Genomic DNA, 23203 nt, shown 5'->3' with positions numbered 1-23203 from the left:
ATCGTGCATTCGAAGTTAGTACTTCGTCAGCCAGTCCCCCTGACTGGTGATGACGTTAATCTCTGCCACACTGCACGGGCCTTTAATGTAGACGGCAATCTCTTTCCCATAGTGCAACGTTGAAGGTACCAGTGCTTCAGGTTTACTACCTGCGTAGACCGTGGGCATCTTCTGAATGGGGCAGTTACCCCGGTTAACGACAACATCGTTAATGGTGACGCTGTCAGTCAATGACTGAACATGAACACGCTGCTGATGCAGATTCGGGTAATACGGATTTTTAACCTGCTCAAGACCAATCCTGACCGGTGCCTCTGCTGCATGTGTCAGAGGAGTAATTATCAGTGCCAGGGTGAGGGCACTAATTGCTGTTTTCATTATTTTTTCCTTATGTTTGCTGGAGTAGTAAGGGTTCACATCCGGGTCAGACAGCCTGATTTATCAAACTCAGGCAGAATTTTTGCGGTATTGCTGAAGGTGAAGGTAGTTGAGGTCAGTCCGGTCGCCGTTATATGAATCCGGTGTGACTGACGGACAGCGTCCCAGAAGGCTTCGAAGTTACTCCCCCCGGCATCAGACAGAGTGTCGTTAATCAGAAAGATGTCGCCGCTGTCGATTTGTGCCCGAACGCTGCGCCCGTCATCATTACCGCTGGTGAGCGTTTTGCCATCTGGTGATGTGTACTGGACGAACACATTGTCGTCCGGTGAACAGGTCAGAAGCAGTTCAGCGCCATTTTTCTCCTGTATGCGATATTCCGTGACACCCTGAACCCAGGTACGGGTCCACTGGTTTACGGCTGCGCTGGCCTGCGCTGAAGAAAGCAGCGCCAGCAAAAATGCGATTTTTTTCATGATTATCCTTAATTTTCCGTTTCTGCCAGTACCGTGCGGATATACTGGAAGTGCGGCAGTGAGTGAATGAAATGTGGGTCGGCGGTCAGTGCATCGATGTGTTTTCTGCGCAGAAACTGTCTCGGTGTCAGGCAGACATCGGTAATGCTTTCCAGCAGAAAGACCTGCAGTTGCCGGGCGTACTCTCCGACCAGATACCAGCCGTTCTCGAAATAAATCAGGCGATAAGGTGCGAACCAGCGGTACTGCTGCCCCTCTGCGGTCAGATCCAGCAGAGTTCGCTCCAGAATGGCCTGTGTGATACGCCAGAAACTGCCGAAGGGACCGGGCTTGCGCTCCGGTGGAGACTGCCAGACGATAAAAGGTGGCTCTACGGAGCTGTCAGTCAGCACCGATATCAGACGGTTATCCATCGCCGGGAACAGCTGCTCCGTGCGGGTTACTCGTGCAAAGTGCTGAATATGCCGGTTGGTGCGCAGGCCTTCGTGCTGGTGGGCCAATGACCAGCAACCCTGCTGGTATGTCAGTTCGAGGCAGCTCAGGCGTTCACGAAAATCCCGGCGTAGAGTGCGCTCCGAGATATGAAACTCCTGAGACAACCCACTAACTGACAACCGTTCCCCCATCAGCAGGCGACTGATGATGATCGCCAGCCGTGATGCCATGCGATCGTGCTGTTTTTCTTCCGCAGACATATTGAAGGGTTTCCGTTGATTACATTGATTTGTATAGATATTGCTGACGAAGACAAGCGACCAGTAGGCAGGCCGGAACCGTAACCCGCCGTGCCGGGCCTGCCATATCGGCAATCAGCCAGCCGGTGCTCAGGGCGATACCAACCGGCCCGGCCAGTACACTGATAGAGCGGGTCAGGGTCAGATAAGTCACGATGGGGAGCGTGCGCCCCAGAACAACCTTCGCAAGCGTACTGAGCATCACGACCGATAGACGATAGGCTGCAAAACCAGAAGACCGGACTGCAGTCTGTATCGCCATCAGTATCAGCGGCACCGTTGGTGCGGTCAGTTCCGTGCCCATGCTGTCAGCAAACTCCCGCAGCTCAGCCGAGGACATTTCGCTGAGGCTTTTTTCGAGCATCTTCATCAGCAGGGAAAGCTCGATGGTTTCGGTTGCCTCCTCTTTTTTGTATTTCACGCCCGTATGGTCACAGACATCGCATAACACTTCCCGGTACAACACGCCTTTCCCGCCCCTGAACATACTGGCAATACTGCTGGCACCAAAGGTCTGGATTTCAGCGGCAATCTCCTGCCAGTAATTACGGTGCGCCGGGTGAAAACGTTTGTAGTTGTCGCTGCTGGACAGCGTTTCCGTCCAGCGCAGGGTTTTATCCCTTGGGTCATGGGTAATTAGACTGACCAGTAAATCTAGGTCCTCATTATCACAACACCCCAGAAACCGCAGGTCAGCATCTTCGCGATAAACGGCCATTACCCCTCCATTCAGGTCTGTATCGTCAGGGTAAAACGATAACAAACCCGCCTGTAAGGACATGGCCGATGTGTCAGGAAAATCAGTGTGTTATACGAGTAATGACGGACAGGTGATGTCCGAAAATGAAATGCAGAAGATTATGCTGTGCAGGGCGGAGTTACCGGTAGAATAAACAAACGAATGGCGAGTTGCCCCGTCAGGCGGGTGACGAGCCAGGCGGCACCACCGTTGATTACCCCGCCCAGTAACGGGAGCAGAAGGCTTTCCCTGAGTAACGCATTACTGCTTTTCAGCAGTAATGCGTCGCAAACCACCGTCAGCAGAGCGGTCTCGGCCTGAGGGTGGCTCAGTGTGCGGGTCAGTAACCGGGTGATGATGCCACTGATGGCATCCGAACAGGCATCCCCGGCCAGCGCGCCCCAGCAAAGCAGGCGTACCCGTGGATCTGCTGTGTCATGGCCTCCGATGATGGCAACGGCGGCACACAGGCGCATCTGAATGAACAGCGAAGAGCAGACATCGGCGGTGACGGTCAGTGGCAGCAGAGCACCTCCGGCGAGCCCGCAGGAAAAGCCGGAGCCGCAGGCTTTCAGGGACTCGTACAGCACAAGTGATTCAGCCGCATCCACGCGACTCGTTTCGTTCTGCAGGTAACTGTCTGCCAGTACTATGGCAGAGTCCGTGACGGCGGTACCTTCCACCGCCAGGGCATACATCCCGTCGAACAACTGACGTAATACGGTAATATCCAGAGTATCCTCCTTAGCAATTGCCTCTGTGGGGTATCGCTGAGGTGATATAGGTCTGTCATTTTTTTATTTACGGTTTGTTCACGCTGACAATTGCTTACTGCATCTGAATTCGGCAGCCTTAAACCTGATGGTCGTAAATCTGAATGGAACAAACCTGTGTGAATAACATCATTCCGGTGTGAATATTATTCTTATTGCACCGCTCTGAAATGTTGGCGAAATGTATGCTTTTTGTTTGCTAATTTCGACGGTGGCGGAAGTTAAAAACTCCTGAACTATGAAGAGCGCTATTATTTAAACAGTGAAAAGGACATGCCGTCTTTACGTTCACAGCGAACAGGATAATTTTCCGTCCGGTGCTTCAGGGAGCGTGGTTTCTGTGTAAATTATCAGATGGCATTGTGCAGACTGTAGGTGATTGGTGTTATAAAAATGTTGTATATATGTCTACTGGACTCTTTGTCTAATAAAGACTTAAATGGTTTTAAGGAGAAGTTTTAATATTTTAATCGTCTTACTATAAAGTTAAAAAAAGCACCATCTATCCAGAGGTGCTTTTACGCTTATGATGACTCGTTATGAGAATCAAAAACCATTTGGGCTGATGATAATGTGACCCCCATCTTTTGCAAGTGCAGGCACCGTGAAAAATCTATTATAAAAAATAACACGCTCCTCCAGACAGGTCATATCAAGCCCAAAGTAACATTTCATATAGTTGTGGAGTCTACTGGTATACCAGCCATAAACCCCATTTTCTTGCATGTGAATTGGTATCGTTTCGGTTCTCTCCAGGTACCCAGGCAATTGTTGCAATTCTTTCAAAAAACTGTCGGCATCACCCTTTAACATTGCGTGAAAGCAGGCTACAGCAAGCAACTCATTATCAATGCCACCACTTTCTATACTCAGATGAGATGCCAGCGCCGTAATTGCGGCTCTGAGTTTAAAATGCCCCAGGCGCAGCGTCTCTTCTTTTAAAAGCTTCTCCAGCGGAGGTGAAAAAAACGTATTAATCGAAAACAGTCTGCGCGGCTTCTCTATGTCAACGAAGTTTAAATTCCGAATCCTTTTTAGCGCTATTTGTACAGTATCAACACCGTACCGGGAGGTCAGTGCTTTTAACAGTGTTGTTTTCACTGGTTCTTCATGACTGGCAGCAATAAAACCACGAAACTCATCTTCCGGTGTATAGGGCGGAATGGTATCTTTCAGCATCCTGTTGATCAGTTTAGGAGCAATGAGAAGATTTTTGCTTATGTTAGCGCCTCCTTTGGAGTTCGGATAGAGATGACTGACTTCAAGCTCAAGCCAGGGGCGCAGACGAGAGAGTGGCAGCCCGTCATCACCTCTAATCCATTCATCATACAGAACATTGTAAGCCCTTTGATGACGTGACTTATTCCGGTACAACTGGAATATATCGACAACATCATCCGGGTCATTAATACTTCCTAACCCGCCAGGATTATTTTTCAGCATAGATTCGATGTTAAGCCACCAGGAGTGCTTCACCAGCTTAACGATATTGTCATCATCAATAATACGGTGAGCTTTATGGCGGCATTCATTGCTGCAAAAACGCTTATTACGGGAGTTCGACAGGCTTTTGTTACAACCTTTATAGTGGCATATTGCCTTCATCCTTTCTTCCCGTCTGGAAGCATTTTGTTTTCTCCCGTTATAATGCTCAGGGCAAAGACGGAGTTTACGCTCCTCATCTTTGACCCCTATGCTATTCTGGCAGTTATCCCGCTTACAAATAGCCATAATGTTTATACCATAAACAGAATGATAGAATAATAAAATAGGGTGTCATGCCACAAGCATAACACCTGATATAACTGGGGTATAAAAGTAATACCATAATCTATTTTATTGGTTAGGTGTTAATGTAACAGTGTTTATAATTTCTTATATGTGTTATCCTTAAATACTTATAAATATACTAGCAACCGATAAATATATATCCGGTGGCATTTTATTGGTTGCATCATTTCAAATGGCAGAGGCCGATATTGTTCTCTTTTTTCTGTGACACGCTGTCACGACAGGCCTGACCCTGTTGTGGGTTAGGGGGTTACGGGAGGGCAGTGCTCCAGTAACCACTGATCAATTTCAGACTCCAGCCAGCCAACAGATTGCATGCCCAGGCGACGTTGTTTCGGGAAAGTCGCATCATAGCGAGGCGACTTAGGGTTGAGCCAGTCGTAGATGGTTGCGCGGGCTATACCGGTTTTGAGCACGACATCGCGCATACGCAGAATTTTTACAGATTGTACGGTCATGGTGGTATTTATTCCTCTTTAGTAATGGGGTATCGCAATACTAGGCGTGATCAATCAGAAGAGATAGAACGGGAGCTCGCTAGACTTTCTACACCAGCACACGTAGTTTCACTTTTTTGTTAGTGTGGACTGGGTGCGCTAATTCGGGGAAACTTTCAAGAGGAAAACGGAAAGAGGGGGGGACTGATTACATGAAAGCTAATGATAACGATCTTCTGTTTGAAGAATTGTGTAGTGATTTTGAACGTAGGCTATCAAAGTTGACGGAGCCGACGGTCTACGGGGAAGGTTATGTTCAACATCATTATCCGGGTCTATTTGAAAGGGTCTTTAATGATGCTAAAACCTGGATAACCGACTGGTATCATCAATACGAAACAGATCCCGATGAAGAAAAGATAACCAGAGACATCATGATTCAGAGTATTGCTGCTCTTACTGGAGAAGTGATGTACAACGCCGAAGTTAATGGGATGTTTGATCGTTATCTTTTTTTATCGCAGGTGTTTCGTCATATTGGTGTGATGCAGTACAAGGCTGGCTGGAAGAAGGATGGGCGGGAAACGTTGCTTTCGGCACATTACTATTTGGGTAATTGGAAAGGGGCGATGGCATATGAAGAATGGCAGCGCTATGGAGAAAACAGCCAGGCAGTCATTGAAGATAAAACACGCAGGGGAGGCGAGGCTAGGGCGCGGAAGTTTGATTGGGTGAAATCTGAAGTCATCAGACTCCTGGGTTCGGGAGCTTTGGCTGGTGAATGGAAATCAAAAGATGCGGCTATTCGGAGTATATCGGGTGAGTTAAAAACATTCATCAATCGTGAAGATAAAAAAATAAGGCAAGAGAATGAAAACACACCAAGAGATAAGCAGGAAAGGCAGCCAGTTGGGTTAATTTTCAATAACTTACATCGAACCATTTCAGACTGGTCTAGGAATGATGAAAGAGTTAAAGCTGCATTTTTAGGCGTAATTAAACGAAGGAAATAAAGTAATTTATCTGGTGTGAATATTGGTGGTGTTTAATAATTTATTGTGAAATGAGTATGGCAATGTACAAGACGCCTAAGCTAGGCGTCTTGTACAAATATGTTTATTAATGAATGTGAAATTTAACTTATGCTAAAAATTTATTACTCCAATTTGTAAGTATCTTCTCGGCTAATGTTTTTATTTCTCCCACAATAGCTTTGCGGGTATTTCTATCATGTTCCTGGTGAGCTGACATTACTTTTTTTGCTAGAGTAATATGTTGATAGTCATCTTTAATAAACTCAGGTAGATCTAAGTGTTTGAATACATCAGCAACCTGTATTGAAACATTATGTGCCTCAATCCATTCTTTAACTGTTTGTGAATTCAGAAGTCCGCATAAATAGTAAGCAGTTTCTTTGTCATCAAAAGCTGAAAAATAAACTTTATGATCAGGTATGTAGGCACGAGTACCCATCAAGGGAACATCAGCGCTATCTGCTACAGCTGCATAGAATGATGAAGACATTTCGGGCCAGATTACTTTCCAAGGCTTGAATGTGTACTCACCGACATTATAAACGGCATGAAAAGGTGCACCTTTCATTTGTCTCCGATATGTTGAACGTGCTCGTAGTATTGGTTCAAATGAATCGAACCAAGCTGCAGTTTTTCTCAGTTCATGCCTATTTAAACGTTCTTCTGCTTCGGCATACTCGGCAGTTGATATTCCAGTATTGGGAACAAATGTGAAAAGACGGTCTTTATTATCAAAATCAGGCGCATTGATTTTGAGATAGCACTCTTCAAAATCCCCAGCGCCCTTAATTAGAGGGTAAAGATCTGTAGGCTCTACCCAAGCTTGTTTAACCGGACCTATGTCTTTTTTACCAGCCTCGGGTCGGCTTCGAATTTGGACATGAGTTTCATTCACGTTGAGGATCGGTACGAAGAAAACACCATTAAGGTCGGTCGTAATTCCTTTCCTGCCCTTTGTCCATGAGCATTGACGAGATAAAAATTTTATAGCTTCAAATCGGTCTGGAGTTAATATTGCCCATGGTGAGCCAGGTTCATTAACAGGGAAGGCCTCTTTTTCTTCATATTGGATAGTGTCCATGACCTCTTCAAGAGTCTGCGAAGATTTTATAGCCCTTTTTTTACCGACGCCAGGGCCCCAAACCCGGTATGAGACGGGATATTCTGGAGTATTTTTTGACTTCTCGAATACAGCAATCGTCGTGTGGTTACTGGCATCTTCGAAAGGTTTGAGACCTTTCATATCATCAACAGATAGAGGTTGAATGTATAAGGAATCTTCGCGTGAAGGCTCGATTTTGAATGTTCTGAAACCTGCTGATGATGGATTTTTAAACAACGTGCCTGTGATGACAAATGCCAAACGCCCACCGGCGTTAAGCCATTTATCTGCTACCGTATAGGTGATCATTGCGGAAATATCGAGCTCATTGCCTCCGTGCATTCGAGTATTCGAGAAAATCCCGTATTGCTCACAGGTCGGTTTTACACGCTCACGATATAATTCTGGTAACTTTGACCATCTCACCCACGGCGGATTACCGATCACTAAGTCGAAATTACCTGCGGTAGCTGACCAGAAAAAGTTTCTGACAATCCTGAACCATATTCCATTCCAATTCTGGCGATGCAGATTCAAAATCTGATCGTATGTGTAGCGCAGAGGGGCATCCCATTCTTTGAGCTGATCATCGGAAAAATAATGCCCTTTCCTAACCTTATCCATGGACTCATCAAAATCAAGCCCCAGCTCGACATCTTTACCCATGCGATTGAACATGACATCAAGATTGATGCGATCAAGCGCTAGTGCAGCTGGCAAGTGAATATCAAGCTTTGCAAACTGGCTGCCAATACGATACTGAATGATGGCGTCAGATGTTTGGGGTGACGATGCTGGAGAATATATCGCATCAGCCATTAGAACTGGGACCTCTAACTCTTGTCCTGGGCATTGCGATAATAAATCGGCAACTTCAATAAGAAAGTTTACTCTTGCAGTCTGTACAGCCAGTGGATTGAGATCAAAACCCCATACGGTGTCGCAGATAAGTTTCAATGTTTCCCTGGCGCTGAGATTTTTCTCTTTGGCCAATTGACGCTTCTTGCGAATAACAGCCAGCAAAAAAGCCCCTGACCCACACGTTGGATCAAGGACTCTTTTCGTCATAAGGCTAGGATCGCTGACTTTATTCAAGGTGAAGTCAACTAACCAGTCAGGCGTATAAAACTCACCCAGACTCTGGCGCAATTTACCCGGCACTAATCCTTGATACAAATCACGTAATACATCACGTGTTTGAGAGAGCTGGTCAAGACGATAAAGTGATAAGACAGAGAGTAACCGCCTTAAGGTTGGTAGTAATTCAGGGACCGTGTTCAAGCTAGCTACATCAAGGTACCAACTAAAAATAGCCTCCTCAACGAAACCATTTATTCCTGCTTCTTGGAAAAGAGTGGAGCGTTCTATAGCCGAGCCAAGGAATTCAAGCATCTGAGCGTCATTCTTCAACGCAGCCATACTTTGTGCTGGTTGTTCTATTGAGGTAAGCCCATGTGCTGAAATTATCTCAGCTGCCAGCAATTTGATCAGCATCGAGTTGTAGGTATGAAGAACAAAAAGTCGAGCAGAAATTGAATCTGATGGTGATCCAGACCAGGTAAATTTCAGTTCTTTTGTAATGGCTTCAGCTTGCACTATGGATAGGTCAGCAACCTGACCATACAAAGTACGCCATTCTGCAAAAAGCATTTTTACTTTGTTATTTCCGCTGATGGCAAGTTGGTGAGCTAGTCCATCGGAGAGTTGCTGCATGAAAGCTCGCGCATTAGCGGAGCCATGTCCAAAATCTGCGAGCAAGTTTTCTGTGGTAAGCCCTTTACGGGTATCTGATCGAAGAGCATCAACTACCATTTCTACTGAATCAGGGGAAAATGGCATCAAGTGTTGGGTATTGATCTCACCATCAATGACTTGGGCAAAACAAATATGCTCACCATCAATCGCAATACCGATGAAATCCGACACAGGAATTTTGGTCTCTGCTGCTTTTTTTTCTATATAAGGCAGTAGCCGTTCTTTAGTGGCATTCAAAAACGCAGGACTATCTTTCCTACCTTTAAAGTATCCAGGTGCTTTGTATTCAATGATGACGTGATTGTAACTAGCATCATTACGATCACGTTCTGCAAAAAGATGTAAACCGGTTGCGTCTTCTAAGGCTTTGTTCCAGGCAAACCGGACTTCTTCTTCTCCCTTCCATGGCTGAAGACGTTTTTCTTGAATGGTGCTGTAAGCGGATTGCTTCATGTGCTCTGGCCTAGTAACAAAGTAAAAGTATGCAACCGGGCATTATGATCGCTGTACGGCTCTACTTCAAGGATTAGAGCTCACGCTTAGATTGTGTTGATAGGTTTACTTCTTAGGAGGCAAATGTGCTGCTTAAGTGGCATGTAATTGGGTGATGACCGCTACCGCTGGAAGTTAGTGAAAATTCTGTGTAAGACTTTGATAACCAACAAGCATGTAAATATAAGGGGTAGATCAATTTCTGCGTAAATTACAGAAGCATTTTATCTGTCAATAGGTTATACACTTAAAAATTGCTATTGGATGGGAAGAATCTCCGTATTGAGAAGAACCCAGTTGATGCGAATCGAAGGTGATAAGGGATCTCATGGCAGTAGCTCCTCAAGTTTTACCACATACAGCTATTTCTACGTGGAGTGGATTTGTCTATCAGGGCAAGTTGGCGTTGTACCATTGTTTGAAGCTGATGTCGTCAGATTATGCCGTTAATCGGGATTTGAAACTGCAGTTAGAAAGCCAAGATGACTTCGCGATTTTTCGTCGCCAGCAATGCCTATCAATGCATCAGGTAAAAGCATACAAAGACCCCCGCTTTTCTGCCTATAGTGATGGTATCAGCACTCAACGAGATAATGCGAGGCAACGGGGAGTACCACTCGCTTACTTTCATGTGGCACGTGAAGTAACGAACGTTCCGGTAACGTTTGTGGCTGACTATGGACCAGTGAGATTTTATACTTACCCTACTCCGCCTGACGCAGATGGAAATGTCACACAATCGTTTTGCCCGTTGAATCAAGTAGATATGTTCATTCGAAATGAACTTTCCAGCCTGCTTGCTAATATTGCAGGGCAACCCGCATGGAAAAATTTTATTGTCGAGAATATTCAGAATACGCTTGAAGCAATAGTAAATTCGAAGGTCATTATGACCCATAGCAAGATACATGAGTCCACTCGTCATCAGACCGTAATTGCAGCCAGCGAATTCATCGATTTTTCAGAACTGTATGGCGTAATCGAAGCCGAAGATTATGCTCCGTTTGAGAATGAGGCATTCTTCCTTAGTCGTTTGCAGATTGATATTGGCACATATTACCAAGAGTTTTGTGAGCACCAAAACAGTCTCTCCCAGACTGCATGTCAAAAGTTAGATGACTACTTGGCTACAATTACTGCGCTGAATGTTGAGGGAATGAAGGCATTTCTACGCGCAACTATGCCGCATAAAAAGGGACGATTTAAAACACTCAGTGAATTTAAGGACCATTCCCTCGATCGTGATGCAATGCGACTCGGGATGTTTACGATTTTCTGGAAACTAGTCGATGCTGCACGTAGTGATGGTTCTGGAGTAGCATTCTCGTGGCTAAATGACGGGCTTTTCTACTATCCGACAGGTATCCACCATGCTGCAGAGCATCAGGAGAGTATCTGTCATGACATCATGCAACAGGCAATTAGTGAAGATGTGGAGTGTCTATTTGAGTGCGGTGCACTTATCACTAGCGCCATAGACAGACCTTCAATCTCTGATGTAATCATGGGCATTGACGCTACTGAGGGAGTGGATACCGCTGAACACGAATTACTGAGGGAAAACCGCATCGGGAATTATAAGAAGGTGGCTATGATTTCTTTAAACAATGTACCTGAGAGTTTGAAAGATGCAGAACTTGATTGAACAATTGTTGGAGTCCGAAGGATTGACGCGTAAGCTCTCCACGGACTTGGCGTTATACGAATACAGTAGTACTGGAAAGACAAATTATTGGCTGGTAATCCACGGCGAACCAATAATCACTCCTGAAATCCAGGCTGGATGGTTAAGTAAATGCAAAAATGCTACAGCCGATCCTGCTCTTGAGAAAAATATCAATTTATTGTTTGTATGGAATACTGACAGCAGCAAAGTGCTCGCCAGTAAACGAGTTCACCATATAGAAGAAGACCGCTATTTCTTTAAAAAGCATGTGCTTCCTTATACTACCGAAGAATTCGAAGCATTACGTCAACAAATTGACACTCAGGGATTTGCAACAGTTTTCCGTGAATCAATTACTACTCCTAACACCTTTACTGAATATAAATCAAACTACCTAGAAGGAGGCTGGCAAAGCCTATTATACAGGCTTGCAATAAAGCTTCCCTTTATCGCAGTCAATAGTTCGGGCAATTCTGATCTAGCCAGTCTCGAGCGAAATATTCGGGAAAAAATCCAGCGTACAGCCAATCCTAGTGTACTGGTTGCAACAGATTCAGCTATTGACTCTCTTGCAAATCAGATCGCATCGCCGAATGTGCAGCCGGAAGATTTATTGACCTTCATGGATGAGAAACTGTCTGAGGCAGGCTATGAAAGTGATCGTTAAGCGTCTAGAAGTGCGTAATTTTAAAGTTTTTGAAAAGCTTGAGTTAACCCTTGAAAGTGATCATCTCGTCGTTCTTGATGGCCCCAACGGTTTCGGTAAATCATCTTTTTTTGACGCTATGGAACTCCTATTGACAGGAAAAATCCGTCGCTATATTGAGCTTGAAGAACTGACAGTGGATCGACGTAGCCTGAAAACAGGCTGCCCTTGGCTATTCAAACAAGCAAGTATAAATGACTGGCTTTCAATTCGTGCGGAGATTGTAGTAGATGGTCAGAGTCATTTCCTTGAGAGAGCAGCCAGTAAAGCTGTATTGGACGAGCATAAAGGTGTAACTGATTTAAGGATACCTCTTTATGAATTAGTAGACTTTAGCGCGGAACGGGTTGAAGCCATTTCGCAGGAAGAAACTTATCTTTCTACCTTACTCGGTGAGCAGTATCAGCGCGATTTTGAATTATTCCATTACGTCGAGCAAGAAGAAAATACTCGGTTGTTAAAACAAAAGGAAAAAGACAGACAGGGTCAGATTGCACACCTTTTCGATATTGGCGATATTCAGGACAAAATTAATAACATTACACAGGCGTCGGCCAAAATCGGAAATTTGTGTAACCCTCAGAAAAAAATTGAACTGAAACAACTTAAAGATAAATGGGAAACAGCTAAGCAGCAATTGTTACCGGCAGGCAGTTCTGTCACATACGAAAGAATTATTGAAGTTACGGATCAGCCATGGGACCGTGATGCAGTAGAGTTTGATGTACAACAATTTGAACAGTGGCTATCAGCAGATGGAGAATTGTTTCGCCTCAGGCGTTTTGCAGAAAATTTTAAGCATTATAAAAACCAACTATATAATAATGAATTGGTGAATAAACTCCTTCCCAAAAAGGAACTACAACAGCGTCTGTTAATGTTTTATCGTCCTCTTGAACACATAGAAAAATGGGTTGCAGAGGTCGCTTGCTTTGATGCTGCACTAGCGATAAGTGACGCCTTCAAAGATATAATAAAGGCCATTAGCGAGGATCGCCTGTCGATCACTGATCCATTGGTGCCACTCCTTCCAGCCTCTATCACAGCAGAGGAATTTCAGCAACAGGTCGCCGGACTCAAACAACAGTTGACCACCGCAGACAAAGTTCAGGAATGCCACGCGGAACTAATACAGACACGTGAGCAACTGTTGGGTGCATTTAGGGAGCATCAAACACATTGCGATTCCACAAATATTTGTCCTACATGCGGGCATCCTTGGCCAACGGTAGCAGCGCTTCTCGAAGGAATCGAAAGTCAGAGCAAATCACTTGAAACTTTAGCGGCCCAACAAAATAATCAATTCTCACAAGCGCTAGTAGGCTTCAGACGCAACTGGCAGGAGCCTATCGAACTTGCTCTGCAGGCCTGTCTGGAGCAAAAGAAAGAGATCGTTGAACGTAAGCGCCACCTCGCAAGCCTAACAGAAGAGCAAATCCAGTGGCTGGAAAATTATTATCAACAACTTCAGACGGCAGGTATCAATATTCAGGATCTTCTGTCTGAGAATTTCGAGCCTGTAACGCAGCAAGCAACAGATGAACTAGAACGTCAGGTTCGGGAAAGGTTTAAACCTTTCGACGATAGCTGCATTTTTGATGATTACGAGAAGATTTATCGTGAAATATTTAAAAACGATCCACAGGCTGTTGAACAAGTTACCCTCCAACGGCTTGAATTAAAAAAAGTCTATCTGGGACAACAGCATGCCATTGCGTCTTCTAAATTTATCTTAGAGTGCGAACAGCAGTATAACAAAGAAGATCTGCTGATCAAAAAAGCTACCAGATTTAAAAAGTATCTAAGCAAACTCAAAAAAATATACGAAGACGAGAAAAGATTATATCTTGAATCCATCGTCAAAGAGATTGAGATCCTTTTTCATATCTATTCTGGCCGCCTTATGCAAAGTTATCAGCAAGGGCTAGGTATTTTTATAGAAAATGATGGTAATTCAATTGCTTTCAATGAAACACCTGGGCATGGGCATGATGCTGTCTTTTCCATGAGTTCGGGTCAGCTTTCAGCACTGGTGTTGTCATTTACGCTCGCGCTGAACCAGCGGTACGCGAAACATACTTTGTTGCTAGTAGACGATCCTGTCCAGACACTGGATGAAATCAATGTGGCAGGATTTGTAGAGTTGCTTCGTACTGAATTTCGGGACCGTCAGATAATCATGTCAACGCATGAAGATCGTATGTCGGCATATTTTCGTTATAAATACAAAAAATTTGGTATGTCGGCAGGAAGAATCAACTTCATGGAAGAAGCACGTGCAGGTATTAATGGTTGAGAATTGTAAAAGCCGCCTTCTTAGAAGGCGGTGCTGTTTTAGTCTCTCTGTTTTTGCGGCAACATTGCAAGTTGACATCAATATGTGAACTAAAGAATTTCAATTTTTTAGTGAGTTAACGAATACCATTTAATTAAGAGGTTGTTTATAGCTCCAGCTCCTCACTTCCAATTGTGGGAAACAGTGGTAGTTAATATTAAACTTATCCGGCCCATAAATCAGTGAGTATAAGCCGATACAAATTAACCAACAAGCCGCATTCCTTTCATCCCTCCTTCAGTCATGCCCCCACGATCCGCAGCCATCACAAAATCAGCCCACCACTGCATCATTGGTCGTCTCTGCTCAAGATAATCTGTACGGTTATAAGCACGGCGAACCTCATTCTTATCCACATGGGCTAATGCCGCTTCAATAACGTCAGGTAGAAAACCCTGCTCATTAAGGGCAGTACTAGCAATAGATCGCAAGCCATGAGAAACGAGCACACCACCAAAGCCAGCACGTTTAAGTGCAGCGTTTACTGTTTGGCTATTCATAGACTGATTCGGCTTGATACGGCTTGGAAAAATGAATTCTCGGCCACTACTCAAAGGCTTCATCATTTCCAGAATAGAAAGCGCCTCGTCAGATAATGGAACCGTATGATCTCGGTTCATCTTCATTCGAGCTGCTGGGATTTTCCATTCTTTAGCATCAAAATCGATCTCATCCCACCGAGCTTCCGCTGCTTCAGCGGGCCGTGAGATGGTCAGAAGTTGCCACATGAACAAACATCGAGTAGGCAAAATAATGTTGGCATTTCTCATTGTCTGCATCACTTGCGGTAACTGATCAGGGCGGATGCTCGGCATGTTCTTTTTCTGAGGTTTCTCAAAGGCTTTGCCAATATTGACACTGGGAACTGCATCAATGAGGCCTGTGTTTTGGGCGTAAATCATGACTTCATTGATACGTTGGCAAAGGCGACGGACTGTTTCTAACGCACCTCTGGCTTGAACTGGTTGGACAGCCTGAACCAAAGTATGAGCTTTAATGTCCGTAATATTGATCTTGCCAATTGCGGGTAAAACGTCTCTTTCAAGTGAGCGCCAAATATCATGAGCGTAGTCCTCTGTGACGCTGGTTTTCTTGAGGTTCCACCAACGCTCGGCAATCAACATGAACGTATTGGTTTTGGCCTCCTGAGTGCTTCTTGACAACTCCTTGTGATGTTCTTGAGGGTCGATATCTTTTGCTAATAAGGCTCGAGATTCAGCTCTAAGTTTACGCGCATCAGAAAGCGAGACTGCAGGGTAGGCACCGAAGCTCTGTTTGGTTCGCTGCCTGGTCAGCGGCCGATAGTAACGGAATTGCCAGAGCTTACTACCGCTGGACTTGATTAGCAGAGTGAGCCCGTCGCCGTCATACAACTGATAATCGGTATCTTTAGGTTTGGCGGCTTTGATTTCCGTATCGGTTAACGGCTTGGTTTTTCTTGCCATGGGGAGTCTCCATGAGTTTAGGCCCAACGAAAACAATAGAGCTTTTCGTTGGGCCTATCAATGGGCCTAAAAGGTTCGGATTTAATTAGTTCTCTTCGGACTTCGCGGGACAAATTCAAGGCACAAAAAAGCCCGCAGGGCTTGTGCCGTGCGGGCTCTTAGGACTTCATCGGATGACTCTGGTAATCACCGATGGAGAATTTTGGTGGAGCTGGCGGGAGTTGAACCCGCGTCCGAAATTCCTACATCCTCGGTACTACATGCTTAGTCAGTCTTTACATTCGCCTGGCACCTGCGGACAGACACGCCACTACCAGACTAGCCTGATTAGTTTTAACGCTTCAACCCCAGGCAGGGCATCCACGCGATCTCTTTTGGGTTTGACCTCTCTTTGATCCCCGTCTTAAGAGCGGAAGCTAGGGAGAGAGGGCTCAGAGCAGGTTATTAAGCTGCTAAAGCGTAGTTTTCGTCGTTTGCGACTATTTTTTGCGGCTTTTTACGAGGCCAACCGCCCCTCGGCATGCACCTTGGGTTTCGCAAATCCCGTCGAATCCAGAATCAGCCCCAATGTGTTGAGATAAGTATAACAGAGTTGTGACAGCCGTGACCAGCCCCAATCCCGCCCATCCTCAAGGATTTGCCGCTGAAGAACGGCTGCTGTATCGGGGCAAACGCGTTGAATCAGCGTCCGGCGTTTTTCATAATGCGCGCTTTATCCAACTGCCATTCACGCTCTTTCAGGTCTGAGCGCTTGTCATGCATTTTCTTACCTTTAGCAACGCCAATTTTTACTTTGCACCAGGCGTTTTTCCAGTACAAAGAAAGCGCAACGACGGTATGACCTTCGCGGCTTACGCGGCCAAACAGGGAGTCGAGTTCGCGCTGGTTTAGCAGAAGTTTACGCGTGCGGGTAGGATCGCAAACCACGTGAGTGGAGGCCACCGCCATTGGCGTAAAGTTAGCGCCGAACAGGAACGCTTCGCCGTCTTTGAAAATGACATAGCTGTCGCTAATGTTGGCTTTACCAGCACGCAGGGATTTCACTTCCCAACCTTGTAGGGCAAGTCCCGCTTCGAACTCTTCTTCGATAAAGTATTCGTGTCGCGCGCGTTTGTTGAGCGCGATAGTCGCTGAGCCTGGTTTGTGTGCTTTTTTCTTCGTCATAAGTGTCGTGATGTCATCGGTAATCTGGAATCGAAAAAACACCCCATTTCATCCTGCGGTGTGCAAGAGGATATCTTAGCATGAACAAGGTTGTCCCCTCCTGTGGGTTAGGCGTTTTTTTTACCTGGGGAAAAATGGTACAATTTGTGAGATTTTTGTTTATGGAAATATCTATGCCGCAGATTAGTCGAACCGCGTTAGTCCCTTACAGCGCGGAGCAGATGTATCAGTTAGTGAACGATGTTAAATCTTACCCCCAGTTTTTACCCGGCTGCACCGGTAGTCGTGTACTGGAATTGACGCCTGGGCAAATGACGGCTGCAGTCGACGTCTCTAAAGCCGGGATCAGCAAAACGTTCACCACCCGAAATCAACTGACCAGCAATCAGAGTATCCTGATGCATCTGGTCGATGGTCCGTTCAAAAAACTCATCGGTGGCTGGAAGTTTACACCGCTGAGTCAGGATGCGTGCCGTGTTGAGTTTCATCTCGACTTTGAATTTACCAATAAACTGATTGAACTGGCTTTTGGCCGGATCTTCAAAGAACTGGCGGCCAATATGGTTCAGGCATTCACTGTTCGGGCAAAAGAGGTTTACAGTGCCGGCTAAAATCGTCGTCGAGGTCGCTTATGCGTTGCCTGAGAAACAGTATTTGCAGCGTGTAACGTTGCAGGAAGGGGCGACGGTTGAAGAGGCCATTCGCGCGTCTGGTCTGCTGGAGTTGCGCACCGATATCGATCTTACTAAGAATAAAGTCGGTATTTATAGCCGCCCGGTAAAACTGGCTGATGTGCTGCATGATGGCGATCGAGTTGAGATTTACCGCCCACTGATTGCTGACCCGAAAGAGTTGCGTCGCCAGCGGGCGGAGAAGTCGGCAAATAAACAATAATCTGTGCCTGATGGCGCTACGCTTATCAGGCCTGGGTCGCGTTGCTTATGGCAATAAAAAAGGTGCTCATCGAGCACCTTTTTTGATTCTGACTCAAACCTTATTTGTTGTCGTTCAACGCAGGTTTGTTATCAATATTGGTCAACACGCCGCTGCTGTTAAAGGTCAACGTCAGTGTCTGCTGGGTTACGCCTTCATGTCCCGGTTGCTGACGGAACACATAGAACCAGGTGTTAGTCCCAAACGGGTCCGACATCATCGGGGTTCCCAAAGCATAGGCGACCTGTTGCTGCGTCATACCCACGCGAATTTTGGATACATCATTTGCCGTCAGATAGTTTCCCTGGTTGATATCAGGGCGGTATACCACTCGCTCCAGAGTGGAACAGCCTGCGGTCAACATCAATAGTACTGCTGCGGCAGCAGTCAGCGTTTTACAGCGCATAGTGATTTGATTCCTTTTCGGGCCCGAGCAGTACGTGGCTCATATGTAATATGTCGATGATAATAGACCTTTCACCACTTTAAAACCTTTTGCTTACGGGTCTGATGGCGTTTTCTTGTCTACTCTGACCGTCAAGGTGCAAAAAAGTTTACGCTGCCAGCAGTTCTTTCGCATTCGCAAGGGTGTTACGCGTCACTTCACTGCCACCCAGCAGGCGAGCAAGTTCTTGTAAACGGGCGCGTTTATCCAGCGGCTGCATATGCGTTTCAGTCATTTCTCCATCAGTTTCTTTGCTGACATAAAAATGCTGATGACCGCAACCCGCGACTTGTGGAAGGTGGGTTACACACATCACCTGCGTTGACTCACCAAGCTGACGCAGGAGTTTCCCCACAACGGCAGCGGTAGGGCCGCTAATTCCCACATCTACCTCGTCGAAGATCAGCGCTGGCGTTTCCATTTTACGTGCGGTAATCACCTGAATTGCCAGGGCAATTCGGGACAGTTCACCGCCGGAGGCCACTTTGGCTATCGGCTGCATCGGCTGCCCGGGGTTGGTGGTAACCTTAAATTCAACGCGGTCCGCGCCTTCTGCGCTAAGGTGATGTTCATCGAAATTAACATCAATGGCAAAATGCCCGTGCGGCATTGAAAGTGAGTGCATACTTTCAGTAATTAATGCACTGAGTTCCTGCGCGTAATGCTGGCGCTGTTGGTGCAACGCATGCGCAATCTCCAGCGCCTGCTGGTGGTATTTATTCACCGCCAGCGTCAGCGTTTCGAGTGAATCAGCCTGATCGTCAAGCTGCTGCTGTTCTTCCAGCAATGACTGATAATACTGCGGCAGTGCTTCGGGGCTGACGTGGTGCTTACGCGCCAGCGATATCTGTTTAGATATACGCTGTTCCAGTTCAAACAGACGATTGGGATCTAAGTCCAGACGATCGCAGTAGTGGCGCAGCTCGTCACTGGCTTCGCTGAGTTGAATCGTCGCTTCTTCCAGCATATCGAGTACGCCTGAAAGTTTGCTATCCATCCCGACCAGTTCAGTCACAAGTTGTTTTGCCGTATAGAGCTGGCTTTGCAGGTTCACGTCTTCGCCATCGGCCATCAGCACCAGCGCATTCTGGCTGGTAGACAAAAGTTGACCACTGTTTGCGAGACGCTTGTACTCTTCATCGATCTGCTCAAATTCCCCCGCCTGCGGATTGAATTCATTGAGCTCTTTCAATTGGTATTGCAGAAGTTCCGCGCGCGCGGCGCGTTCCTGGCTGAGTTGCTGATGTTGCGCCAGATCCCGGCAGCTTTGATGCCACAACTGATAGCGCGTAGCCATTTCCTGAACCAGTAATGATTCATTGGCATAGCCGTCGAGTAAGGATTTTTGATGCTCAGAACGGGTCAGTAACTGATGCGCATGCTGGCCGTGGATCTGGATCAACAGTTGCCCCAGCTCGCGAAGCTGCGAGAGGGGGACGGCGGTGCCGTTGATGAACCCACGGGAACGCCCGTCGCTGCTGATGACGCGGCGAAGTAAACACTCACGTCCATCTTCAAGCTGATTGTCTTCCAGCCACCGCAGGGCGGCGGGGGTGTCTTTCAGGGAAAAGCGTGCGCACAGATCGGCGCGCGTCGCGCCCATGCGTACCATGTCGGCTTCAGCGCGACCGCCCAGGCACAGGCCAAGCGCATCAATCGCAATTGATTTTCCCGCCCCGGTTTCACCGGTGATGACGGTCATTCCGCTCTGGAAATCGATCTCAAGTTCACGAACGATAGCAAAATTGCTGATGGTCAGTTGTGCCAACATAGCTGTTTTCCTGTATGAAAAACCATAACTGTAATTACATACAGTATAAACGGGTTTTTTGTACAGTAAAGAGCCTAATGTCAAATTAGAATAATTTTTTTGACCATCCCAGCTTGGTGCTTAATGTGTTGAAATAGCTATAGTCTTTAGGGTGGATCAGGTTCAGGTGGTAGTCACAGCGACGAATAAGTACATCTTCCCCTTCCTGGATAGGCAGTGCGATCTGACTGTCGCAACTTATCTCCAGATCGTTCCGGCGGTGAGAAAAGCGCAGGCGAATGGTGCTGCTGCTGTTAATGACCAGCGGGCGTGCGGAAAGCGTGTGTGGGAACATGGGCACCAGCGTGATGGCGTCGAGGGAGGGCGTCAAAATCGGCCCACCTGCGGAGAGGGAATACGCCGTTGAACCGGTCGGGGTGGAGATGATCAGGCCATCTGAGCGCTGAGAAAAGGCAAAGTTCTCGTCGATATAAACTTCAAATTCAATCATGTGCGCAACTTTGCCGGGGTGGAGTACCACTTCATTAATGGCCGTGCTGATGCGCTTCTGGCAGTTTTGCTGGCAAACCTGGGCCTCCAGCAGAAAGCGTTTTTCGGCAATGTAGTGGCCTTCCAGCACGTCTGCAAGTTGCTGCTGGGCGTTGTCGGGATCAAGGTCCGTCAGAAAGCCCAGATTGCCACGGTTGATGCCGATGACTTTAATGTCGTACCGAGCCAGGGTTCTCGCTGCGCCCAGCATATTCCCATCACCGCCAACGACAACGGCAAGATCTGCCTGCTGGCCAATTTCCGCAAGGGTGCCGGTTTTCACATTCTTCAACTGTAACTCATGCGCGATTTGCTGCTCGACAATGACGTCATAGCCTTTGGTGCATAGCCAACGGTAAAGCATTTCATGTGTGGTCAGTGCAGTGGGGTGACGTGGATGTCCCACAATGCCAATACACTTGAAATGATTATTCATTTTTCGAGGTCCTTGTTACGAAGATTAGTGACAATGTGAGTGCTTCCCTTGAAACCCTGAATCTGATCCCCATAATAAGCGAAGTTAGCGAGATGATTGCGAAAAAAAACGCGGAGAAATTCATGAGTAGTAAAGAACAGAAAACGCCTGAGGGGCAAGCCCCGGAAGAAATTATCATGGATCAGCACGAAGAAGTTGAGGCAGTAGAACAAGACGCTTCTGTTGAGCAGGTGGATCCGCGCGACGAAAAAATTGCGAATCTGGAAGCGCAGCTTGCTGAGGCTCAGAATCGTGAACGTGACAGCGTGCTACGCATTAAAGCGGAAATGGAAAACCTGCGTCGTCGTACCGAGCTGGACGTGGAGAAGGCGCATAAATTTGCGCTGGAGAAATTCGTCAACGAACTGCTGCCGGTCATCGATAGCCTGGATCGCGCGCTGGAAGTGGCGGATAAAGCCAATCCGGATATGGGGGCAATGATTGAAGGTATCGAACTGACCCTGAAGTCGATGCTGGACGTGGTGCGTAAATTCGGTGTCGAAGTCATTGCCGAAACCAATGTTGCGCTGGACCCGAACGTGCATCAGGCGATTGCGATGGTTGAGTCTGAAGACGTTCCGGCAGGCAATGTCCTGGGGATTATGCAGAAAGGCTATACCCTGAACGGGCGTACTATTCGTGCAGCGATGGTGACCGTGGCAAAAGCGAAAGCGTAATTGCCATCCGTAGTGCCGGGTGGTGGCTTGCGCCTTGCCCGGCCTACTTCTTACTCTGCAATACTCTCGCGTAACGGCTTCACGGGCAGGACTTTCACCTGCTTAATCATGTTGTCCTGTACATCAAGAATATCAATATCGTACTGACCGATGCGCACCCGGGTGCCGGCAATCGGGATCTCTTCCAGCGCTTCCAGAATCACGCCATTGATTGTCCGGGCATCGTCTTCCGGCAGATGCCAGTTAAACGCTTTATTGATTTCTCGCACGTTAGCAGTACCGTCGATAATCACCGAACCGTCATTTTGCGGCGTGACCTCTTCCGCAAGCGTAGGCGACATTGAGGTGGTAAAGTCGCCGACAATCTCTTCCAGAATATCTTCTACCGTGACCAGTCCCTGAATATCGCCGTATTCGTTGACCACCAGGCCCACTTTCTTTTTATTACGCTGAAATTTGATTAATTGCGTACTGAGCGGCGTTCCTTCCGGGACGAAGTAAATCTCATCGGCGGCCCGGAGCATCATCTCTTTGGTGAACTCTTTCTTTTCCGACATCAGGCGCCAGGCTTCGCGTACGCGAAGCATACTGATGGCGTCATCAAGGGAGTCACGGTAGAGCACCATCCGACCGTGGGGTGAGTGCGATAACTGTCGTTCGATAGATTTCCAGTCATCGTTAATATCAATGCCGATGATTTCACTGCGCGGCACCATGATGTCATCTACTGTGACCTTTTCCAGATCCAGCACGGACAGCAACATGTCCTGGTTACGGCGGGAAATTTGCGAGCGTGATTCGTTCACGAGGGTGCGCAGTTCATCTTTGCTCAGCGAACCACTGACCACAATATCGGTTTTAATGCCCATCATGCGCATCAGCAGGCGGGTTATGGTGTTGAGTAACCAGACCAGCGGCATCATGATGATTTGTAGCGGAGCAAGCAAAAAGCTGCTCGGATACGCCACTTTTTCCGGATACAGCGCAGCAATGGTTTTGGGGAGAACTTCGGCAAAGACCAGCACAACGAAGGTCAACACGCCTGTGGCAATCGCCACGCCTGCATCGCCATACAGGCGCATCCCGACAATGGTGCCGATCGCGGAAGCCAGGATATTGACGAGGTTGTTACCAATGAGCACGAGGCTTATCAGGCGATCCGGCTTGCGCAGCAGTTTTTCGACGCGCTTTGCCGGGCGATTACCCTGCTTTGCCAGATGGCGCAGACGGTAGCGGTTCAGAGTCATCATTCCGGTTTCTGAACCGGAAAAATAGGCTGAAATGACCACCATGACGATCAATGTGACGATCAGCGTGGTGGTGGAGATGTGTTCCACGTAGGGTTCC

Annotated in this window: 21 protein-coding genes and 1 other RNA gene; 7 read left to right on the top strand and 15 right to left on the bottom strand. The window is 47.0% G+C overall.

Features of this window, described 5'->3' with window-relative positions:
* Window positions 1–15: 15 nt before the first annotated feature.
* The 7 genes from HVY19_RS15895 to HVY19_RS15865 form a co-directional block, all read right to left on the bottom strand.
* Window positions 16–378 (bottom strand): hypothetical protein, encoded by a 363-nt coding sequence (locus tag HVY19_RS15895; protein ID WP_181681460.1) that lies wholly within the window; start codon window positions 376–378, stop codon window positions 16–18.
* Between the two features lie 35 nt (window positions 379–413).
* On the bottom strand, window positions 414–854 hold the full coding sequence (locus HVY19_RS15890; RefSeq protein ID WP_063410040.1) for a hypothetical protein: 441 nt from the start codon (window positions 852–854) through the stop codon (window positions 414–416).
* An 8-nt stretch (window positions 855–862) separates the two neighbouring features.
* Window positions 863–1549 carry a WYL domain-containing protein gene (locus HVY19_RS15885; RefSeq protein ID WP_181681459.1) on the bottom strand — a complete coding sequence of 229 codons (687 nt, stop codon included), beginning with the start codon at window positions 1547–1549 and terminating at the stop codon, window positions 863–865.
* A gap of 19 nt (window positions 1550–1568) precedes the next feature.
* On the bottom strand, window positions 1569–2306 hold the full coding sequence (locus tag HVY19_RS15880) for a DUF3944 domain-containing protein (protein WP_181681458.1): 738 nt from the start codon (window positions 2304–2306) through the stop codon (window positions 1569–1571).
* Between the two features lie 140 nt (window positions 2307–2446).
* Complete coding sequence (locus HVY19_RS15875; RefSeq protein ID WP_181681457.1) at window positions 2447–3025, bottom strand: hypothetical protein; 579 nt, start codon at window positions 3023–3025, stop codon at window positions 2447–2449.
* Window positions 3026–3646: 621 nt separating this feature from the next.
* Window positions 3647–4831 (bottom strand): hypothetical protein, encoded by a 1185-nt coding sequence (locus HVY19_RS15870; RefSeq protein ID WP_181681456.1) that lies wholly within the window; start codon window positions 4829–4831, stop codon window positions 3647–3649.
* A gap of 302 nt (window positions 4832–5133) precedes the next feature.
* Complete coding sequence (locus HVY19_RS15865; protein ID WP_039024835.1) at window positions 5134–5349, bottom strand: AlpA family transcriptional regulator; 216 nt, start codon at window positions 5347–5349, stop codon at window positions 5134–5136.
* Between the two features lie 191 nt (window positions 5350–5540).
* Here HVY19_RS15865 and HVY19_RS15860 point away from each other — a divergent pair, with 191 nt between their 5' ends.
* On the top strand, window positions 5541–6341 hold the full coding sequence (locus tag HVY19_RS15860; RefSeq protein ID WP_181681455.1) for a hypothetical protein: 801 nt from the start codon (window positions 5541–5543) through the stop codon (window positions 6339–6341).
* Window positions 6342–6468: 127 nt separating this feature from the next.
* On the opposite strand, the gene HVY19_RS15855 is transcribed toward HVY19_RS15860, so the two are convergent.
* Window positions 6469–9672 (bottom strand): N-6 DNA methylase, encoded by a 3204-nt coding sequence (locus tag HVY19_RS15855; RefSeq protein ID WP_181681454.1) that lies wholly within the window; start codon window positions 9670–9672, stop codon window positions 6469–6471.
* A 367-nt stretch (window positions 9673–10039) separates the two neighbouring features.
* On the opposite strand from HVY19_RS15855, the gene HVY19_RS15850 reads away from it, so the two are divergent.
* The 3 genes from HVY19_RS15850 to HVY19_RS15840 are packed head-to-tail and all read left to right on the top strand — an operon-like array spanning window position 10040 to window position 14379.
* Window positions 10040–11356 carry an ABC-three component system protein gene (locus tag HVY19_RS15850; protein WP_181681453.1) on the top strand — a complete coding sequence of 439 codons (1317 nt, stop codon included), beginning with the start codon at window positions 10040–10042 and terminating at the stop codon, window positions 11354–11356.
* Entirely contained in the window at window positions 11349–12044 is a 696-nt protein-coding gene (locus tag HVY19_RS15845) for an ABC-three component system middle component 1 (protein WP_220132931.1), read from the top strand. Before HVY19_RS15850 ends, HVY19_RS15845 begins: the two co-directional genes overlap by 8 nt.
* A complete protein-coding gene (locus HVY19_RS15840) occupies window positions 12028–14379 on the top strand; it encodes an AAA family ATPase (RefSeq protein ID WP_181681451.1) in 2352 nt (783 codons plus the stop codon). Before HVY19_RS15845 ends, HVY19_RS15840 begins: the two co-directional genes overlap by 17 nt.
* A 242-nt stretch (window positions 14380–14621) precedes the next feature.
* Here HVY19_RS15840 and HVY19_RS15835 read toward each other — a convergent pair whose 3' ends face one another.
* The 3 genes from HVY19_RS15835 to smpB form a co-directional block, all read right to left on the bottom strand.
* On the bottom strand, window positions 14622–15863 hold the full coding sequence (locus HVY19_RS15835) for an integrase (RefSeq protein WP_181681450.1): 1242 nt from the start codon (window positions 15861–15863) through the stop codon (window positions 14622–14624).
* Window positions 15864–16066: 203 nt separating this feature from the next.
* Window positions 16067–16429, bottom strand: a transfer-messenger RNA (tmRNA) gene (gene ssrA / locus HVY19_RS15830).
* Window positions 16430–16544: 115 nt separating this feature from the next.
* Complete coding sequence (smpB, locus tag HVY19_RS15825) at window positions 16545–17027, bottom strand: SsrA-binding protein SmpB (RefSeq protein WP_181684304.1); 483 nt, start codon at window positions 17025–17027, stop codon at window positions 16545–16547.
* Between the two features lie 173 nt (window positions 17028–17200).
* Between smpB and ratA the strand changes: the two genes are divergently transcribed.
* Complete coding sequence (gene ratA, locus HVY19_RS15820) at window positions 17201–17638, top strand: type II toxin-antitoxin system toxin RatA (RefSeq protein WP_220132930.1); 438 nt, start codon at window positions 17201–17203, stop codon at window positions 17636–17638.
* On the top strand, window positions 17628–17921 hold the full coding sequence (locus tag HVY19_RS15815) for an RnfH family protein (RefSeq protein ID WP_181681449.1): 294 nt from the start codon (window positions 17628–17630) through the stop codon (window positions 17919–17921). Before ratA ends, HVY19_RS15815 begins: the two co-directional genes overlap by 11 nt.
* Before the next feature lie 100 nt (window positions 17922–18021).
* Here the strand turns inward: HVY19_RS15815 and bamE are convergent, their stop codons facing one another.
* From bamE to nadK, 3 genes are all read right to left on the bottom strand, one after another.
* On the bottom strand, window positions 18022–18366 hold the full coding sequence (bamE, locus tag HVY19_RS15810; RefSeq protein ID WP_181681448.1) for an outer membrane protein assembly factor BamE: 345 nt from the start codon (window positions 18364–18366) through the stop codon (window positions 18022–18024).
* Between the two features lie 148 nt (window positions 18367–18514).
* A complete protein-coding gene (gene recN / locus HVY19_RS15805; protein ID WP_181681447.1) occupies window positions 18515–20176 on the bottom strand; it encodes a DNA repair protein RecN in 1662 nt (553 codons plus the stop codon).
* Between the two features lie 85 nt (window positions 20177–20261).
* Window positions 20262–21140, bottom strand: a complete 879-nt coding sequence (gene nadK / locus HVY19_RS15800) for an NAD(+) kinase (protein ID WP_181681446.1) — start codon at window positions 21138–21140, stop codon at window positions 20262–20264.
* 122 nt (window positions 21141–21262) lie between these two features.
* On the opposite strand from nadK, the gene grpE reads away from it, so the two are divergent.
* Window positions 21263–21856: a nucleotide exchange factor GrpE gene (grpE, locus tag HVY19_RS15795; RefSeq protein WP_181681445.1), complete on the top strand. Its 594-nt coding sequence runs from the start codon at window positions 21263–21265 to the stop codon at window positions 21854–21856.
* Between the two features lie 50 nt (window positions 21857–21906).
* On the opposite strand, the gene HVY19_RS15790 is transcribed toward grpE, so the two are convergent.
* The gene (locus HVY19_RS15790; protein WP_181681444.1) at window positions 21907–23193 is read right to left on the bottom strand and encodes an HlyC/CorC family transporter; all 1287 of its coding nucleotides are present in this window, start codon (window positions 23191–23193) and stop codon (window positions 21907–21909) included.
* Window positions 23194–23203 lie beyond the last annotated feature (10 nt).

Source organism: Citrobacter sp. RHB25-C09, assembly GCF_013836145.1.
GTDB lineage: Bacteria > Pseudomonadota > Gammaproteobacteria > Enterobacterales > Enterobacteriaceae > Citrobacter_A.
Note: the sequence above shows the minus strand (reverse complement) of the source record. Positions and strands in the feature narration are given on the sequence as shown.

What these genes read in the sequence shown, in the direction of transcription:
- HVY19_RS15895 (WP_181681460.1), bottom strand. Translation starts at nt 378, where the DNA reads ATGAAAACAGCAATTAGTGCCCTCACCCTGGCACTGATAATTACTCCT.
- HVY19_RS15890 (WP_063410040.1), bottom strand. Translation starts at nt 854, where the DNA reads ATGAAAAAAATCGCATTTTTGCTGGCGCTGCTTTCTTCAGCGCAGGCC.
- HVY19_RS15885 (WP_181681459.1), bottom strand. Translation starts at nt 1,549, where the DNA reads ATGTCTGCGGAAGAAAAACAGCACGATCGCATGGCATCACGGCTGGCG.
- HVY19_RS15880 (WP_181681458.1), bottom strand. Translation starts at nt 2,306, where the DNA reads ATGGCCGTTTATCGCGAAGATGCTGACCTGCGGTTTCTGGGGTGTTGT.
- HVY19_RS15875 (WP_181681457.1), bottom strand. Translation starts at nt 3,025, where the DNA reads ATGTATGCCCTGGCGGTGGAAGGTACCGCCGTCACGGACTCTGCCATA.
- HVY19_RS15870 (WP_181681456.1), bottom strand. Translation starts at nt 4,831, where the DNA reads ATGGCTATTTGTAAGCGGGATAACTGCCAGAATAGCATAGGGGTCAAA.
- HVY19_RS15865 (WP_039024835.1), bottom strand. Translation starts at nt 5,349, where the DNA reads ATGACCGTACAATCTGTAAAAATTCTGCGTATGCGCGATGTCGTGCTC.
- HVY19_RS15860 (WP_181681455.1), top strand. Translation starts at nt 5,541, where the DNA reads ATGAAAGCTAATGATAACGATCTTCTGTTTGAAGAATTGTGTAGTGAT.
- HVY19_RS15855 (WP_181681454.1), bottom strand. Translation starts at nt 9,672, where the DNA reads ATGAAGCAATCCGCTTACAGCACCATTCAAGAAAAACGTCTTCAGCCA.
- HVY19_RS15850 (WP_181681453.1), top strand. Translation starts at nt 10,040, where the DNA reads ATGGCAGTAGCTCCTCAAGTTTTACCACATACAGCTATTTCTACGTGG.
- HVY19_RS15840 (WP_181681451.1), top strand. Translation starts at nt 12,028, where the DNA reads ATGAAAGTGATCGTTAAGCGTCTAGAAGTGCGTAATTTTAAAGTTTTT.
- HVY19_RS15835 (WP_181681450.1), bottom strand. Translation starts at nt 15,863, where the DNA reads ATGGCAAGAAAAACCAAGCCGTTAACCGATACGGAAATCAAAGCCGCC.
- smpB (WP_181684304.1), bottom strand. Translation starts at nt 17,027, where the DNA reads ATGACGAAGAAAAAAGCACACAAACCAGGCTCAGCGACTATCGCGCTC.
- ratA (WP_220132930.1), top strand. Translation starts at nt 17,201, where the DNA reads ATGCCGCAGATTAGTCGAACCGCGTTAGTCCCTTACAGCGCGGAGCAG.
- bamE (WP_181681448.1), bottom strand. Translation starts at nt 18,366, where the DNA reads ATGCGCTGTAAAACGCTGACTGCTGCCGCAGCAGTACTATTGATGTTG.
- recN (WP_181681447.1), bottom strand. Translation starts at nt 20,176, where the DNA reads ATGTTGGCACAACTGACCATCAGCAATTTTGCTATCGTTCGTGAACTT.
- nadK (WP_181681446.1), bottom strand. Translation starts at nt 21,140, where the DNA reads ATGAATAATCATTTCAAGTGTATTGGCATTGTGGGACATCCACGTCAC.
- grpE (WP_181681445.1), top strand. Translation starts at nt 21,263, where the DNA reads ATGAGTAGTAAAGAACAGAAAACGCCTGAGGGGCAAGCCCCGGAAGAA.